At 68.8% G+C, this 16497-nt stretch carries 14 protein-coding genes and 1 pseudogene; 9 read left to right on the plus strand and 6 right to left on the minus strand.

All coding sequences use genetic code 11. The features are described 5' to 3' along the window. Positions 1 to 40 precede the first annotated feature (40 nt). From tatA to Q9R39_RS20090, 4 genes are all read left to right on the plus strand, one after another. The gene (tatA, locus tag Q9R39_RS20075; protein WP_137810637.1) at positions 41 to 313 is read left to right on the plus strand and encodes a Sec-independent protein translocase subunit TatA; all 273 of its coding nucleotides are present in this window, start codon (positions 41 to 43) and stop codon (positions 311 to 313) included. A gap of 93 nt (positions 314 to 406) precedes the next feature. Then, positions 407 to 1324, plus strand: coding sequence for a twin-arginine translocase subunit TatC (tatC, locus tag Q9R39_RS20080; RefSeq protein WP_091344258.1), 918 nt, complete (start codon positions 407 to 409; stop codon positions 1322 to 1324). After that, positions 1321 to 4131, plus strand: coding sequence for a DEAD/DEAH box helicase (locus Q9R39_RS20085; RefSeq protein WP_311278036.1), 2811 nt, complete (start codon positions 1321 to 1323; stop codon positions 4129 to 4131). Before tatC ends, Q9R39_RS20085 begins: the two co-directional genes overlap by 4 nt. A 211-nt stretch (positions 4132 to 4342) precedes the next feature. Beyond that, positions 4343 to 5245, plus strand: coding sequence for a DUF4333 domain-containing protein (locus tag Q9R39_RS20090; protein WP_311278037.1), 903 nt, complete (start codon positions 4343 to 4345; stop codon positions 5243 to 5245). Positions 5246 to 5315: 70 nt separating this feature from the next. Here Q9R39_RS20090 and Q9R39_RS20095 read toward each other — a convergent pair whose 3' ends face one another. Beyond that, positions 5316 to 6272 (minus strand): 5'-3' exonuclease, encoded by a 957-nt coding sequence (locus Q9R39_RS20095; RefSeq protein ID WP_058250584.1) that lies wholly within the window; start codon positions 6270 to 6272, stop codon positions 5316 to 5318. A 54-nt stretch (positions 6273 to 6326) separates the two neighbouring features. Here Q9R39_RS20095 and Q9R39_RS20100 point away from each other — a divergent pair, with 54 nt between their 5' ends. Further along, the gene (locus Q9R39_RS20100; RefSeq protein WP_311278038.1) at positions 6327 to 7493 is read left to right on the plus strand and encodes a Xaa-Pro peptidase family protein; all 1167 of its coding nucleotides are present in this window, start codon (positions 6327 to 6329) and stop codon (positions 7491 to 7493) included. 178 nt (positions 7494 to 7671) lie between these two features. Here the strand turns inward: Q9R39_RS20100 and Q9R39_RS20105 are convergent, their stop codons facing one another. The 3 genes and pseudogenes from Q9R39_RS20105 to Q9R39_RS20115 form a co-directional block, all read right to left on the minus strand. Continuing rightward, positions 7672 to 9279 carry an HNH endonuclease signature motif containing protein gene (locus Q9R39_RS20105; RefSeq protein WP_058250586.1) on the minus strand — a complete coding sequence of 536 codons (1608 nt, stop codon included), beginning with the start codon at positions 9277 to 9279 and terminating at the stop codon, positions 7672 to 7674. A gap of 148 nt (positions 9280 to 9427) precedes the next feature. Further along, positions 9428 to 9933, minus strand: a pseudogene (locus Q9R39_RS24770) (hypothetical protein); the annotation flags it as partial. A 288-nt stretch (positions 9934 to 10221) separates the two neighbouring features. Continuing rightward, on the minus strand, positions 10222 to 10623 hold the full coding sequence (locus Q9R39_RS20115) for a PPOX class F420-dependent oxidoreductase (protein WP_058250439.1): 402 nt from the start codon (positions 10621 to 10623) through the stop codon (positions 10222 to 10224). Between the two features lie 63 nt (positions 10624 to 10686). Here Q9R39_RS20115 and Q9R39_RS20120 point away from each other — a divergent pair, with 63 nt between their 5' ends. From Q9R39_RS20120 to Q9R39_RS20135, 4 genes are read left to right on the plus strand one after another with little or no spacing between them, the layout of a single operon-like run. After that, positions 10687 to 11484: an SDR family NAD(P)-dependent oxidoreductase gene (locus Q9R39_RS20120; RefSeq protein ID WP_082652863.1), complete on the plus strand. Its 798-nt coding sequence runs from the start codon at positions 10687 to 10689 to the stop codon at positions 11482 to 11484. Next, positions 11481 to 12767 carry a bifunctional cobalt-precorrin-7 (C(5))-methyltransferase/cobalt-precorrin-6B (C(15))-methyltransferase gene (locus tag Q9R39_RS20125; protein ID WP_058250588.1) on the plus strand — a complete coding sequence of 429 codons (1287 nt, stop codon included), beginning with the start codon at positions 11481 to 11483 and terminating at the stop codon, positions 12765 to 12767. The genes Q9R39_RS20120 and Q9R39_RS20125 overlap by 4 nt, the downstream gene beginning before the upstream one ends. Beyond that, positions 12764 to 13540: a precorrin-4 C(11)-methyltransferase gene (gene cobM / locus Q9R39_RS20130; RefSeq protein WP_058250589.1), complete on the plus strand. Its 777-nt coding sequence runs from the start codon at positions 12764 to 12766 to the stop codon at positions 13538 to 13540. Before Q9R39_RS20125 ends, cobM begins: the two co-directional genes overlap by 4 nt. Next, complete coding sequence (locus Q9R39_RS20135; RefSeq protein WP_058250440.1) at positions 13537 to 14301, plus strand: cobalt-precorrin-6A reductase; 765 nt, start codon at positions 13537 to 13539, stop codon at positions 14299 to 14301. Before cobM ends, Q9R39_RS20135 begins: the two co-directional genes overlap by 4 nt. On the opposite strand, the gene Q9R39_RS20140 is transcribed toward Q9R39_RS20135, so the two are convergent. Further along, positions 14254 to 15852, minus strand: coding sequence for a precorrin-2 C(20)-methyltransferase (locus tag Q9R39_RS20140; protein ID WP_058250441.1), 1599 nt, complete (start codon positions 15850 to 15852; stop codon positions 14254 to 14256). The genes Q9R39_RS20135 and Q9R39_RS20140 overlap by 48 nt on opposite strands. A gap of 11 nt (positions 15853 to 15863) precedes the next feature. Further along, positions 15864 to 16487: a precorrin-8X methylmutase gene (locus Q9R39_RS20145; protein WP_058250442.1), complete on the minus strand. Its 624-nt coding sequence runs from the start codon at positions 16485 to 16487 to the stop codon at positions 15864 to 15866. Between the last annotated feature and the right edge of the window lie 10 nt (positions 16488 to 16497).

Below are 16497 nucleotides of genomic sequence, written 5' to 3' on the forward strand. Positions count from 1 at the left end.
AGCATTGGACACTGTCTGCTCCGAACTGAAGGGTGATCTCATGGGCTTCACGTCATGGTGGCACTGGGCGATCGTCGCCATCGTGCTGCTGATCCTGTTCGGCTCGAAGAAGCTGCCGGACGCCGCCCGTGGTCTGGGACAGTCGCTGCGCATCTTCAAGAGCGAGGTCAAGGAGATGCAGAAGGACGACGACAAGGACGCGCAGGCCACCGCCGACGCGGCCGCGACCGATCCGGCACGACGCGAGCTGCCCGCGGGTGACTCGACCCAGCCGGCCACGCAGCGCGACGCCGACGCCAAGAAATCGGCTTAGGGGCGCGTCGGAGCATCGCCAGTGCGCACTCTCCCGATTCCCCGACGCCTCGACCCGCGGCAACGCAAGCGAAAACTCAATCCCGACGGCACCATGTCGTTGGTCGAGCACCTGTACGAGTTGCGCACTCGTATGGTCATCTCGCTGCTGGCCATCATCGCCACCACCATCTTCGGGTTCGTCTGGTACAGCCACGGCTTCCTGGGGATCCCGTCGCTCGGCGACGTGCTGCGCGGGCCGTACTGCGATCTGCCTGCGTCGTCGCGCGCGACGCTGACCCCGGATGACTCGTGTCGCCTTCTGGCGACCGGTCCGTTCGACCAGTTCATGCTCCGGTTGAAGGTCGCGCTGACCGCGGGTGTGGTCCTCGCCTGCCCGGTGTGGATCTACCAGATCTGGCAGTTCATCACGCCGGGTCTGCACGCCCACGAACGTCGCTACGGCATCATGTTCGTCGCGATGGCGACGACCCTGTTCGTCAGCGGCGCGGTGCTCGCCTATCTGGTCGTCGCCAAGGCCTTCGACTTCCTGCTGACGGTCGGCAACGAGGTCCAGGTCACGGCACTCGCCGGTGACCAGTACTTCGGCTTCATGCTCAACGTCCTGGTGATCTTCGGCGTCAGCTTCGAACTCCCGCTCCTGATCATCGCGCTGAACGTCGTCGGCGTGCTGACCTACGCCCGGTTGAAGAGCTGGCGCCGCGGGCTCATCTTCGCGGTCTTCGTCTTCGCCGCCATCGCGACACCGGGCCAGGATCCGTTCACGATGCTCGCACTGGCCCTCGCGCTCACCGTGCTGCTCGAGTTCGCGATCCAGTTCGCGCGGATCTTCGACCGGCGCAAGGCGAAGAAGGCGCCCGCATGGGCGGGCCTCTCCGATGACGAGGCCAGCCCACTGCCGCCGACGAAACCGATCGCCCCGGCATCGCCGATCCCGGCGCCGGCGAACGCGGTCGCCAACGCCACCCGTACGTCGACGCGGGCACGCGAGACCTTCGACGACGTCCTGTGACCCAACTCGACTCGTTCACGTCGAGACTCGCTTTCCACCTCGACGACTTCCAGCGCCGCGCGTGTGAGGCGCTCGAGGGCGGCCACGGTGTGCTGGTGTGCGCACCGACCGGCGCGGGTAAGACCATCGTCGGCGAGTTCGCCGTCCATCTGGCTCTGGCCGGTGGCTCGAAGTGCTTCTACACCACGCCGATCAAGGCGCTCAGCAACCAGAAGTACAACGATCTCGTTGCCGTCCACGGGCACGAGTCGGTCGGGCTGCTGACCGGCGACAGTTCGATCAATCCCGATGCCCCGGTCGTCGTCATGACGACCGAGGTCGTCCGCAACATGATCTACGCCGAATCACGGGCACTGGACGGTCTGTCCCACGTCGTCATGGACGAGGTCCACTTCCTGGCGGACCGGTTCCGCGGGGCGGTGTGGGAAGAGGTGATCCTGCACCTCGAACCGTCGGTGCGGGTCGTCAGTCTGTCGGCGACGGTGAGCAACGCCGAGGAGTTCGGCGACTGGATCCAGACGGTCCGTGGTGACACCTCGGTGATCGTCGACGAACACCGTCCGGTGCCGCTGTCCCAGCACATGCTCGTCGGGCAGCGACTGTTCGACCTGTTCGATCCGGCCGACACCGGTCCGGCCCGCAAGGCCGGCACGCGTCCGCGCGTCAATCCGGAGCTCAAACGCCAGATCCGGCACCGGATCCTGATGGCCGACGACGAGCGGGAGTCGTCGCGCGGCCGTGGCCGAGGACGTGGCGGCGCGCCCCGTCGGCGCGACGGACGCGGGCCCGCGCTCTCCCGGCCGAACCTCGTCACGCGACTCGACCGCGAGGGGTTGCTCCCGGCGATCGGTTTCATCTTCTCCCGTGTCGGGTGCGATGCCGCCCTGGCGCAGTGTCTGCGATCCGGGATCTCGCTCCTCACACCCGCCGAGATCGGCGAGGTCGACGCGATCGTCGACCGCCATCTCACCGAATTGGCACCGGCCGACCTCGACGTGCTCGGGGTGCACGAATGGCGTGAGGGGCTGCGACGCGGACTCGCCTCGCACCACGCGGGCATGCTCCCGACCTTCCGGCACACGGTCGAGGAACTGTTCGTGCGCGGACTGGTCCGGATGGTGTTCGCCACCGAGACGCTCGCGCTCGGCATCAACATGCCCGCTCGCTCGGTGGTTCTCGAGCGTCTCGTGAAGTACAACGGCGAATCGCACGTCGACCTGACGCCCGGCGAGTTCACGCAGCTGACCGGTCGCGCCGGCCGTCGCGGGATCGACGTCGAGGGTCACGCCGTCGTGGTGTGGACACCCGAGGTGGTTCCGGAGGAGGTCGCCGGCCTCGCCGGCGCGCGGACGTTCCCGCTCCGGAGTTCGTTCTCGCCTGAGTACAACATGGCGGTCAACCTGCTCGGCCGATTGGGCCTGGACGGCGCGCGTGAGCTGCTTCATCGGTCGTTCGCCCAATTCCAGGCCGATCGATCGGTCGTCGGTCAGGCGCGAAAGCTGGACGAGGCGCAACGGGCGCTGCGCAAGCTCGACGGTGAGCTGGCCCGCGCCGCGCAGGCGCGGGGGCTGGAACCCGGTGGCGCCGAATCGGATTCGGACGACGGTCCGTACGCGGGCTTCCTCGGTTACATCACTTTGCGCGAGGACATCCGCCGCCGTGAACGAGATCTGAAGTACCGCAAGCGGGTCAATACACACGACGCCATCACCGCTGACCTGGCCGCACTCAAACGCGGTCATGTCATCGGCGTACCCGTCGGCCGGCACCGCGGTCTGGCTGTCATCATCGAACCGGCCACGCAAGCACAGGATCCGAAGCCGCTCGTACTGACCGAGGACGCCTGGTGCGGACGCGTCGGTACCCGCGACTTCGTCAACCCGCCCGAGGTGCTGGGCAACATGCGGATGCCGAAGAACGCCGACCGACGCACCGGGCGCGGTCGCCGCGACCTGGCGTCGGCGTTGCGATCGACCGGCATCGAGATGCCGCGCGGACGTCAGAAGAAGCGCGCCGACGCCGCCGACGACACCGAACTCGCGAACCTTCGGCGAACCCTGCGCGCGCACCCGGCACATCAGCTGTCCAACGGTGACGAGCTGTTCCGGCTCGCCGAACGCCGTAACCGGCTGGTGCGCGACATCGTCAACGCCGAGCGCAGCATCGGGGAGCGGACGTCCACCCTCGGGGTCACCTTCGATCACATCGTCGGCGTCCTCAGCGAGCTGGGATATCTCGAGCGCGTCGCCGAGTCGACCGAGTCCACCGGGCACACGATGATGGTGACCGATTCGGGCAAGCTGCTCGGCCGTATCTACAGCGAGAGCGACCTGGTCGTGACCGAGTGCATCCGAGCCGGGGTCTGGGACGAGTTGTCACCCCCCGACCTCGCCGCGGTCGTCGCCGCACTCGTCTACGAGAGCCGGCGCGACAGTTACAGCGGGGTCGACGCCCTGCCCGGCAGCAGCTCGATGCGTGCGGCGATGGCCGCGACCGTCGAGATCTGGTCGCGGGTCACCGCGGTCGAGCAGCGTCATCGGGTCAGTCCGACACGCGAACCCGACACCGGTTTCTCGGTCGCCGTGGCCACGTGGGCGTCGGGTCGTTCGCTCGGCGAGGCCCTGTTGCTGGCGGGCGAACGCGGACAGCTGCTCTCTCCGGGCGACTTCGTGCGGTGGAACCGGCAGGTCGTGGACCTGCTCGAACAGATCCGACTCGGCGTGGGCTCCGACACGCGCCTCGGTGGGACGGCGCGGGCAGCGGTCAAGGCCATCCGCCGCGGCGTGGTCGCCGCCGAGCTCGGCTGAACCGCGCCGTCGACCTCCGCCGACGAGTGTGGGCCGGTGTCGGTTCACCGGACGACGCGACGCCGGGCCACGCGCGATGTTCGCTGATAGTGCCAGGCCGCTGAGGTAACGTTCATCCCGCATTCGGTGTCGGCGTGTCCTGCCCCGATACTGCCGCGACGTCACAGTTCGCCGGCACCCGTCCGGGTGAACGGCCGAGTGGGAGGGACTCATGACCGACCCGTACAACCCCAACCCGTCCCAGCCGAATCCCTCCGGTGATCAGTCCGGTCCCGACGGCAAGACCGAGATCGTGAACCTCCCCGGCGCCACTCCGACGGGCGCCCCGCAGGCCGACCCGACCACCATGGCCCCCAACCCGGGCTCCGCCAACCCCGGGTCACAGAACCCGGGTTATGGTCAGCCGCAACAGAATCCGTACCAACAGAATCCCTACCAGCAAAACCCGTACCAGCAGCCGGGTGGGCCGACGGGCCAGCCGCCCCAGTCGGCCCCGTCTCAGTCCCAGCCGACTCAGGTCGGTCATCCCGGCGGACAACCGGGGCAGTACGGACAACCGGCCGGTCAGCCCTACGGGCAGCCCGGCGGTCAGTATGGCGCCGAGCAATACGGAGCCGGTCAGTACGGGGGACCGGGTCAGTACGGGGCGGGTCAGTACGGGGCACCCGGACAGTACGGCCAGCAGCCCGCCGGCCAGGACCCGTACGCCCAGAACCAATACGGGCAGAACCAATACGGGCAGAACCAATACGGGGGCGGCGACCAGTTCAGCGGAATGGCGACCGGGAAGTCGAACAAGACCGCCCGGACGCTGATGTTCGTCGGCGGCGGCGCGCTGCTCCTCATCGCCGCGATCGTGCTGATCACCGCATTCCTCTTCCCCGGATGGGCACCGAAGAACCTCGATCAGCAGGCGGCGCAGGACGGCGTGCAGAAGATCCTCACCGAGGACTACCAGGCCAGCGACGTCTCCGACGTCCAGTGCCCGTCGGGGCAGCGGGTGGAGACCGGAGCATCGTTCACGTGCTCGGTCACCGTCGGCGGGCAGCAGCAGCAGGTCACCGTCACATTCATCGACGATGACGGCCGCTACGAGGTCTCGCGCCCCAGGTGACTCGACCGGCTGTGACGTCCGGCCTCAGCAGGCTGTCACGTCCGGCCTCAGCCGGCTGCTACATGCGGCCTCAGCCGGCCTGGGGCCAGCCGAGAGCCTTGGCCAGCCTCCCCACCGACGCTCCGATACCCAGCTCCTCGACGAGCTCCGCGAGGGCCGCGGGGTCGGCGGGCTCGGCCGGGAGGATGTCCGAACCGCTGTCGATCGTCTCGGCGTCGGTGCGCACGGAGACGACGGTCCGCGCCGCCTGCAGGTACTCGACCGAGGCGAGCAGTGCCTTGCGGCTCCGCGTCGGAACCGATGACGACGGGTCGGCGGCAGCCGCCTCCAGGGCGTCGAGGCTGCCGTACTCGGTGATCAGTTTCGCCGCGGTCTTCTCGCCGATACCGGCCACGCCCGGCAGACCGTCCGAGGGATCTCCGCGCAACATCGACATCTCCGCGTAGCCGATACCCGCGCGCTCGACCGGCACGCCGTATTTCTCAGCGACCTCCACCGGGCCCATCATCTCGGCCTTCGCCAGACCGCGGCCGACGTACAGGACGCGCACCGGGACGGGATCGTCGGCGACCACCTGCAGCAGGTCCCGGTCACCGCTGACCACGATCACCGGATCGTTCGCCTCGTCGTAGGCGAGTGTGCCGATCACGTCGTCGGCCTCACAACCGACGGCGCCCGAGGTGGCGATGCCCGCCGCCGACAGAACAGCCATGATCATGTCGACCTGCGGGGTGAGCGTGTCGGGTACCTCTTCGACGTCGATGTCCCGGCCCTCGACGTCGGTCCCGCCGTCGGGGACCGCGACGCGATGGGCCTTGTAGGTGGGGATCAGGTCGGTGCGGAACTCGGGGCGCCAGTCGAGATCGAGGCACACCACCAAGCGTGTGGGGCGTTCGCGCACCACGAGATTGGCGATCGTGTCGACGAAACCGCGTACCGCGTTGACCGGGCGCCCATCCGGGCTGGTCATCTTCTCCGGCAGCGCGAAGAACGATCGGAACCACAGGCTGGCGCCGTCGAGCAGCATCAACGAATCCGTCACCCCCACACTCTGTCATGAGTCGGCGGTAGTGTTCGTCGCATGGCATCTGGGAGCGGGGCAACACGGGTCGCGACGGCGGGCGAGGGGATCGGAGCCGGGCCGCTCTTCGAGGCGCAGGTGTACCGCGACCGGGTCCGCCGCGCCGCCGAACTCACCCGCGCCGCGGAGTTGGACGCGCTGGTCGTCGCCCCCGGGCCGGACCTGCGTTACCTGATCGGTTCCCGGGCGGAGACCTTCGAACGGCTCACGGCGCTGGTGATCCCCGCTACCGGTGATCCCCGACTGGTGATCGCGCGGCTCGAGGTCCCGTCGCTGTCGTCCTCCGCGGTCGGCGATCTCGACATCGAGGTGGCCGACTGGGTCGACGGCGACGACGCCCACGCTCTCGCATTGGCCGGATTGCCGTCGCAGCCGCGGATCGCGGTGTCCGACTCCATGCCCGCCCTCCACGCCATCCCGCTGGCCCGACACACCGGCGCCACACCGCAATTGGCGACCGAGGTGCTCCGCGAACTACGAATGATCAAAGACGCCGCGGAGGTCGACGCGCTCCGCCGCGCGGGTGCCGCGATCGACCGGGTGCACGCGCGGATGGGGGACTGGCTGATCCCCGGCCGCACCGAACGCGAGGTGGCCGCCGACATCGCCGCCGCGATCCTCGAGGAGGGACACACCGAGGCGGCTTTCATCATCGTCGGGTCGGGACCGAATGGAGCCGATCCCCATCACGAGTTCTCCGACCGGGTCATCGAGCGGTCCGACATCGTCGTGATCGACATCGGCGGTCCGGTAGAGCCGGGCTACAACTCCGATTCCACGCGCACCTACTGCTTCGACGATCCGCCCGCCGAGATCGCCGACGCCTACGCCGCTCTGCTCGAGGCCCAACGCGCGGCGGTGGCCGCCGTCCGGCCGGGGGTGAGCGCGTCCTCGATCGACGCCGCGGCGCGTGATCTCCTCGCGGAGCGCGGCCTGGCCGATCGGTTCATCCACCGGACGGGCCACGGGATCGGGCTGTCGGTGCACGAGGAGCCGTACATCGTCGGCGGCAACGACATTCCGTTGCGCCCGGGCATGGCGTTCAGCGTCGAGCCGGGGGTCTACGTGCCCGGTCACTGGGGTGCCCGCATCGAGGACATCGTCGTCGTGACCGATGACGGCTGCGAGTCGCTCAACAACCGCCCGCACGACCTCGTCCGGCTGTAGGACTCACACTGCTGCCGCGCGTCGTCGGTTCATCTCGTACGACAACGACATCGCTCTGACGCCGGGAGGCGGGCACGCCTGTCCGACCGTTGAACGTCATTTCGGCTGCTGGAATTCGATCGAGGTCCGTCGGGCGAGTCGAAGTTCGCTGATCGCGAGTTTGATCTATGGACGCGAACTAGTGGGTGGCGAGAAGCTCGGCGAGGAACGCTTCGACGACGGAGGACTTGGGTCGGGGTGGTCGGACGTCGATGACGTGGCTGATCGTCGCCCATGAGCGGCGTGCGTCGATGTGGGTGTGGCCGTCTGGGCGTGGGTGATCGCCGGGCCGGGGTGGTGGTCCGTGGATCTCGTCGCGCACGGTGTTCAGGTGGTGTGCGAACCGTCGGGGTATGTCGGGTCGACGGTTGAGGCGGTCGGGGTTGGGTGGCGCGCCGGGTTCGGCGTTCAACCGCCACACGCAGCGACCTTCGTCGGGTCCGGACCGAGCGATGCGGGTGGTGTATTGACCGGGCTTGTCGCCGACCATGCGGTTGTGGCGTGGGCACGCCGGGGCGAGGTCGTCGATGTTAGTGAGACCACCCTTGGCCCAGTCCTTCTGGGCGTGGTGGAGTTCGACGTGGGTGGCGGGCTGGTCACACCCGGGTGCCGAGCACACTTCACCGTCGGGGCGGGCAAACGACGCGAGGCGTTGTTCGCGCGTGGCGAGACGTTTGCCCCTACCGAAGTGCAGCGGCACGGTGGTGTGGTCTTTGAAGATCGCCAACCACGGTTGGATGTCGGCGGCCATCTCGATCAGGTCCGGGATGGGCAGCAGGGTGCCGGTAGCAGTGGTCGCGAGGCCGGCTTCACGAATCAGATCACCGAGGTCGGCTTTGATGATCAGCTGCACCGGCAGCCCACGATGCGAGGTGCCGAGAGTCCCGTCGGCGAATCCGGCGGCCAGCGCGGCATCGAGGGCGTCGTGATTGGTCTGGGCGGGGGTGCGGCCGTCGCGGTCGGCGGCGGCTGTCAGGGCGTCGGGGTCGGCGGTGCCGGCGGGCCCGGACGGAGACTGCGGGTCGTCGGGGTTGTTGAGGCCGGGTTTTCCCCAGACAGCGAACATCATCGTGAGTCGGGCGGCGAGTGCGGGGGTCAGGGTGCCCGAGATCTTGGCGGTGCCGTCAGCGCGTTGCCGTCCGATCCACAGGCCGCGGCGTCGTTTCTGGTCGGTGTCGTCGGTCAGGGTGCCGTCGGGGTCGAGGTGAGCGAGCAGGCGGGCACCGAGTTGGGTGATGTCGGCAGGGATGTGGTCGGCGGCGATCTCGGCCATCTGTCGTTCGGCGGCGACCTTGATGTCGTGGTCGATGGCCACCGGGATGCGGTCGAGGACGTCCAAGGCGGCCTGCACGTGCGCGGAGCCGACCGCACCCGCGGCGAACGCTTCAGCGAGGCACGGATGTTCAGGTGGTAGGACCTCGCCGCCGAGGCTGGTGCGGGTGGCGGTGGCATCCATCTGCTTACGACGCCGCATCGGGTTGGAGACCCGCAGCCGGTGGGTCATGTACTGCATGAGTGTCCGACAGCCTGCTTTGCGGGGCAGGTCGCGGGCCTCGACCTGATCGATCTGCCGGTCACCGGCCACGGTCAACCGTGCGATCGCTTTCTCGGTGTCGGCCGCCACATCCGCCAACTCGGTATCGGTACACGGCGCCAGGTCCACGGTCTGCAGTTCGTCGAGGATGCGGTGGAGGTCGGCCACCAGTTCGACGGCACGCGGTTGCGGCGTCGCGGATTCATCAGACATGGTCACCTCCCCCGAGAACCGTTGCTGCGAATGTACGTTCGAGTGTACATCAAAATGGACGCGCGTCAATCTCAAAAGCTATGTCATTCAACGCTATTCGGCGAGAGCGAGTTGTCGGTACCTCGTGATAGAGGGAAACCCCGATGCCGGCGATGCCGAGCGTTGACCCGACGAGGTCGATGCGCATGTGATGGGCCACCGCCCACCCGGCCGGCCGTCGGGAGTAGCAGTCGGTCATCGTGGCTCATACAGGTTGGTGCCGTCAGCGATCGGCAGATACGCGATGTCTCCGACACACGCCCGATTCGGGGCGCAAGCGGCGAAGTCGCGGCTCAGCAAGTCCGACCACGCATAGCATGATCAGCTTCCGTCCGCGCTGCCCGCGCGAGGGCTGCCTTCCGCCACCCGTGAACGATGAGCACGCGATCGTGAAAAGCTCGCATTGCCACCTCACCGGGTAGGTGTCGAGCCGCTTCGGCGACAAACGCCGAACGGCTCACAAGTTCGTCTCCCCGACGAAATACTCGACCGCCAACGGTCTTGCGGGTCAGTGCCGTAGCGGTCGAGCCAGTGACGCAGCGTGCCGCGCTCGTCGCCGAGATCGGCGGCGATATTACGCACCGTGGCCTCGGGGGTCGACTCGTACAAGTCCACCGCGTCCTGACGAAACCGCTCTCACTCGTGTCGTCGAGCCGTAGATCGATCGACTCGCTTCCTCCAGCTCGTTGCCGGATTCAACGTGTCCGAGATCTGGGGTCAGGTCACCCTCGGACCCCGAGCCGGTTGTCCTCGATGTCGCAGATCGCCGGTCACACCAGCGTGCGGAGTGCGTCACCGTTCGGGAAGTTCCGGCCGGCCTTGATGACTATGCGATGAACCGGACCGAACCTGCTGACGACGCCAGCGCCCACGTCAAGCAGCGTCCGACTTCACACGTGGGCACTAGCTGAACAGCGACGCCGAACCCAGTACGCGACTCACGCTTATCTCGATCACGACGCGGCGCGGGTTCGGCCTGGGCTCCCGGTATCGCTGGGCGTAGCGCTGCTCGGCCTCGCGCACGCGCTCGGGCTCACGACGCACCGTGGCGGGACCCTCCAGGGTCAGCCATCGCGGGCCGTCGACGTTGGTGACGGCCGCGTAGCCACCCCGCTCGGTGTTGCGGACCTTCTGATTGCCGTCCGAGGTGATGACCCTCGCCAGGCCGGCGTCGGGATCCCAGGTGAACCCGACGGCCACGGCATGGGGGGTGCCGTCGGCGCGCAGCGTGGTGAGGGTCCCGAGGTGGCGTTCGACGAGGAAGGCGAGCGCATCGGGCCCGAGATCAGCGGCGTTACGAGGCATGACACCAAACTAGCCGCGACGCCGCACACGGTCGGTCGCGGGGCCGATGCGATACTGGCAGCCATGGCGTCACGCAGCAGATGGGCATCAGCGCGTCCGGACACCGACCCGTCCGGTGCCCTCGTGCTGTTCGGCGGCCGCAGCGAGATCGGCGTCGCCACCGCGGCGCGCCTCGCATCCGGGCGGACCGTCGTCCTGGCGGCCCGCCGTCCCGACGACCTCGCGGCCGAGTCCGCACGACTGCTCGAAGCCGGTGCAACCGAGGTACACACCGTCGCCTTCGACGCGAACGACACCGACAGCCACCCAACGCTCGTCGAGTCGTTGGCGCAGCGACACGGTCCGATCGGGATCGCGATCATCGCGTTCGGGATCCTCGGCGACCAGGCTCGCGCCGAAACCGATGTGCCGCATGCACTTCAGATCGCCCACACCGACTACTACGCCCACATCAGCGTGCTCACCCCGCTCGCTTCGGTACTGCGCACGCAGGGCTCCGGAACCATCATCGTCTTCTCCTCGGTCGCCGGTGTCCGGGTGCGCCGCGCCAACTACGTCTACGGGTCGACGAAGGCGGGCCTCGACGGATTTGCGAGCGGACTCGCGGATGCGCTGCACGGCACCGGCGCTCGCCTGCTGCTGGCCCGCCCGGGCTTCGTGATCGGCGCGATGACCCGCGACCTGATGGCGTCCGGGGTGAAGCCGGCCCCGCTGTCGCGGGATGCCGAGCAGGTCGCCGACGCGGTGGCTCATGCCTATCGCAAGGGCCGCGGCGAGGTCTGGATCCCGGGGACGTTGCGTCCGTTGTTCTTCGGGATGCGACTACTGCCGCGTGCCGTGTGGCGGAGACTGCCCCGATGACCTCCGCGGAATCCGCTGCGGTGATGTCCGCATTCGTCGTGGTGGGTATCGGCGCCGACGGTTGGTCCGGTCTGGGCGAGACCGTCCGCAACGAACTTCGCCGCGCCCGCGTGATCTACGGCGCTGCGCGGCAACTGGCGCTCCTCGACGGCGCGGTGCCCGAACTGGACGCCGAACTGCGACCGTGGCGGTCGCCGATGTCTGAACACCTCGCAGAAGTGGTCGAGAGCGAGGCCGCGGACGCCGTTCACCCGGACACGATCCACATCCTGGCGAGCGGCGACCCGATGTTCCACGGCGTCGGTGCGAGCATCATCGCGCGCGTCGGTGCCGACCGGGTACGGGTGTATCCGGCCGTGTCGAGCGCGAGCCTCGCCTGTGCGCGTCTGGGCTGGGACCTCGCCACGACCCGGATCGTCAGTGCGGTGCGCGCCGAGCCGGGAGTCGTGCTCGGCGAGGTCACCGACGGGGCTCGCGTACTGGTCTTGAGCCGCGACGAGACCACACCCGCCGCACTCGCCGGCATCCTGGTCGACGCCGGTTTCGGTACGTCCACGATGACCGTCCTCGAGCAGCTCGGTGGGCCGGCCGAACAGATCGCCGCCGGTACCGCCGAGACCTGGCGCCGTCGGGCCGGCGACCCGCTCAACATCGTCGCCCTCGACTGCGTCGGACCCCGCCGGTCCCGGCTCCCGGGGCGGCCGGACGACACCTACGAACACGACGGACAGATCACCAAGTCGACGATCCGTGCCCTTTCCGTGTGTGCGCTGGAACCGGGCGGCGCGCAGATCCTCTGGGACATCGGGGCCGGGTCGGGCAGTGTGACGATCGAGTGGTTGCGCGCGGACGACCGGGGAGTGGCGGTTGCTTTCGAACGCGATCCCGATCGCGCTGATCGGTTGCGGCGCAACGCCACCCGGCACGGGGTGGCGCATCGGCTGTCGGTGCGGGGCCCGGCTCCCGACGACCTGTCCGACGCGCCGCAGCCGGATGCCGTCTTCATCGGTGGCGGACTGGACGAGGCGATCCTCTCGCTCGTCTGGGCCAGGCTGCCGGACTCGGGGCGGCTCGTCGTGAACGCGGTGACCGTGGAGAACCAGACGCTCGTCACGCGTTGGCACGCCCGACACGGCGGTGACCTACGACGCCTGTCGGTCGAAACCGTCGCACCGCTCGGCACGATGCACACCTGGCGCCCCGCGCTGCCGATCGTGCAGTGGGCCGTCGCGAAGACGGCACCCCACGCTGCCGCCGCGGATTCGCTGGAGGCGCTCCGTTGACCGTCTACTTCATCGGGGCCGGCCCGGGTTCGCCCGATCTCATCACGGTGCGCGGAGCGCGGCTGCTGGGGGAGTGTCAGACCTGTGTCTATGCCGGGTCACTGGTGCCCTCGGAACTGCTCGACCTGTGTCCCGACGGCGCCGAACTGGTCGACACGGCCCGGATGCCGTTGTCGGACATCATCGATGTCATCGCGGCGGCCGTCGATAAGGGGCACGACGTGGCCCGTCTGCACTCGGGTGACCTCTCGGTGTACTCGGCGATGTCCGAGCAGCAGCGGGAACTGATCGCGCGTGGAATCGATCATGAAATCGTGCCCGGTGTCCCGGCGTTCGCGGCTGCCGCGGCGGCACTCGACACCGAACTCACCATCCCCGGTGTCGGCCAGAGCCTACTGATCACGAGGGTCTCCACCCTGTCGACGGACATGCCGCCGGGGGAGGATCTCGCGACCCTGGCCCGGACGGGGGTGACACTCGCGCTGCATCTCGCAGCCCATCGGGCCGAGGAGATCGTGGCGGCGCTAACCCCGCACTACGGCGATGACTGCCCCACCGCCACAGTCGCTTTCGCCAGTCGGGAGAACGAGCAGATCGTGCGGTGTCCGCTGAACCGATTGCCCGAGGCCCTCGACGCCGCCGACATCCGGAGGACCGCGGTCATCTTCGTCGGTCACGTGCTCGGTCCGCGCCGGTCGGACGTCACCGACAGCTATCTGTACTCGCATGCGCGGATGACCAAACTCCGCGCTGATCGCCACTCGACGTCGTGACCGACCAGAGCCCGCCGGATCCTGTTCCGCACGTCCTGATCCTGGGCGGGACCGGGGAGGCGCGTGCGCTCGCCTCGACCCTCGCTGACACCGACATCGCGTTCATCAGTTCCCTCGCCGGCCGGGTGAAACACCCCCGTCTACCGGTCGGTCCGGTGCGCATCGGCGGGTTCGGCGGATCCGACGGACTCCGGGAGTGGTTGCAGAGCAACCGCATTCAGGCAGTGGTCGACGCGACCCATCCGTTTGCCGCGACCATCACCCGCAACGCGGCGCGAGCCACCGCCGATGCGGGTGTCCCGCTGTTGCGGCTGCGCCGGGATCCGTGGGTGCCCGGCGACACCGACACGTGGATCCGTGTGCCCGACCTGCCCGCTGCCGCGCGGGAGGTGGCCGCCCGGGGCCGCCGCGTCTTCCTGACCACCGGGCGCCAGGACGTCGGTGTCTTCGCGGGGATCGATTCGGCGTGGTTCCTGATCCGGGTCGTCGACGCCCCGACCGGAGCGCTTCCGCCGCATCACGAGGTGTTGCGCTCGCGGGGGCCCTATGATCACCGGTCGGAGCGAGAGCTGCTGCGTGACAACGACATCGATTTGCTGGTCACGAAGAACAGCGGCGGAACGCTGACCTCCGCCAAGCTGGCGGCCGCGGCCGAACTCGGCATCGCGGTCATCATGGTCGACCGGCCCGCCGAACCCGACACGCCGGTCGTTTCAGATGTCGGTGCCGCCCGGAACTGGCTCGAGGAGCTGTCCGGCTGAGTGGTCGGCGGTGTGATCGTCGCTGTCGACCGGGTGGTGACTGCGCGGCGTGAACACCAACGTTCCGGCCGCGCGCGGCACGACCTTTGTGGCCGACGACCCGATGATGATCATCGTGCGCATGTCGACGACCGCGGGATCGAAGTCCGCGACAGTGGTCGTGATGAGTTGCTGCTCCGGACCACCGACGTCCCGTCCGAGGATGACGACGCGATCGGGCGACACCGTCTGCGAGAGAGTGTGTTTGAGGGCCCCGACCTGCCAGGTGCGGCTCGCCGAGCCCGGGTTGTAGATGGCGATCACCAGGTCGGCGCCGAGTGCGGCTCGGATGCGCCGTTCGATGACCGACCACGGCTTCAACCGGTCGGAGAGCGAGATGATCGCGAAGTCATGCCCGAGGGGCGCTCCCACGGCAGCGGCGACCGCGGTCGCCGCCGTGACGCCGGGCACCACACGGACGGGCACCTCGTGCCACCGGGGCTGTGCGGCGACCTCGGCGACCGCGGCGGCCATCGCGAACACGCCGGGATCACCGGACGAGACGACGACGACGCGAGCGCCGCGTCGAGCGAGGTCGAGCGCGAACTCGGCCCGCTCGGCCTCGACCCGGTTGTCGCTGGCGTGTACTCGCTGCCCCGGCCGCGGGGTGACGCGCTTGAGATAGGTGGTGTAACCGACGAGGTCGGTGGCCGTGGCCAGCTCCGCGCGGACCTCCGGGGTGGTCCAGCTGTCGTGACCCGGTCCGAGCCCCACGACGACGAGCTCACCGGGGACGGGCTCCGGCTCGAACCTCGGATTGTTGCGACGTCCCGGGACGACGAGGATCGAGAAGTACGGCACCTCCGCGGGATTCACGTCGGCGGCCGGCAGCACCCGCTCGACGGTCGTCGAGGCGCGCTCGACGTAGAAGGCCTCGTCGAGACGCCCGGCCTCGCGGAGTGCGTCGCGCACCCGCTCGAAGGTCCGACCGAGTTTCATGACCACGATCGCGTCCGCGGACCGGAAACGGAAGAGCAGCTCCGAGGTCGACGCGGTGCCGGGCACGACGGTCAGCGTCTCCTCGCCCTCGACGAGCGGGACCCCGGACGCTGCGGACGCCGCGCTCACCGAGGTGACGCCGGGCACGATCTCGGCGTCGAAATGCGGTGCCAGGCGTTTGTGCATGTGCATATAAGAGCTATAGAAAAGTGGATCGCCCTCGGCGAGCAGGACGACATCGCGACCCGCGCGCAGGTGCACCGCGAGACGTTCGGCGCTCTCGGCGTAGAAGTCGTCGAGCGCGCCCTGATACCCGCCGGGGTGGTCGGTCGTCTCGGTGGTGACCGGGTACATGAGACGTTCCTCGGTCTGGCCGTCACGCAGGTAGGGTGCGGCCACCGATCGCGCGATGCTGTTGCCGTGTCGCGCAGAGTGATACGCGATCACGTCCGCGGTGCTGATCAGGCGGGCGGCCTTGACGGTCATCAGCTCGCTGTCACCCGGGCCGAGTCCGATGCCGTAGAGCGTGCCCGGACCTGACTTCTGTCCGGCTGCGGTGCTGTCAGAGTTCATAAGGTCCACCATCATTCCTGCGGGGTCGCGAGCGCGTTGACCGCGGCCGCGGTGATCGCCGACCCGCCGCGCCGGCCCGTGACCGTGATGAATTCGAGGTCGTCGCGTTCGGCCAGTGCCGCGCAGGATTCGACCGCGCCGACGAAACCGACGGGTGCCCCGACGATGGCGGCGGGACGCGGTGCGCCGTCGTCGATCATGTCCAGGAGCGCGAACAGTGCGGTCGGCGCGTTGCCGATCGCGACCACCGCACCTTCCAGGCGCGGCCGCCAGAACTCCAGTGCCGCAGCGGTCCTCGTGGTTCCCATCTTCTCGGCAAGAGCCGGAAGAGTGGGTTCCGACAGGTGGCAGAGCACCTCGTTGTCCGCGGGGAGACGCTTACGCGTGATCCCGGACGCCACCATGTTCGCGTCGCAGAGGATCGGGCCGCCGGCTTCGAGGGCCCCGCGCGCGGCGGCCACGACACCGGGCGTCGCGACCACGTCGCGCGTCAGGTCGGTCTGGCCGCACGCGTGGATCATGCGGACGACAACGGTCGCGACGTCGGGTGCGAACGCGGAGAGATCGGACTCGGCGCGGATCGTGGCGAAGGACTGGCGGTAGATCGCGGCGCCGTCACGCAGGTACTCGGTCATGGTGGGAACG

Source organism: Gordonia sp. AC31 (assembly GCF_031844505.1).
GTDB classification, from domain to species: Bacteria; Actinomycetota; Actinomycetes; order Mycobacteriales; family Mycobacteriaceae; genus Gordonia; species Gordonia hongkongensis.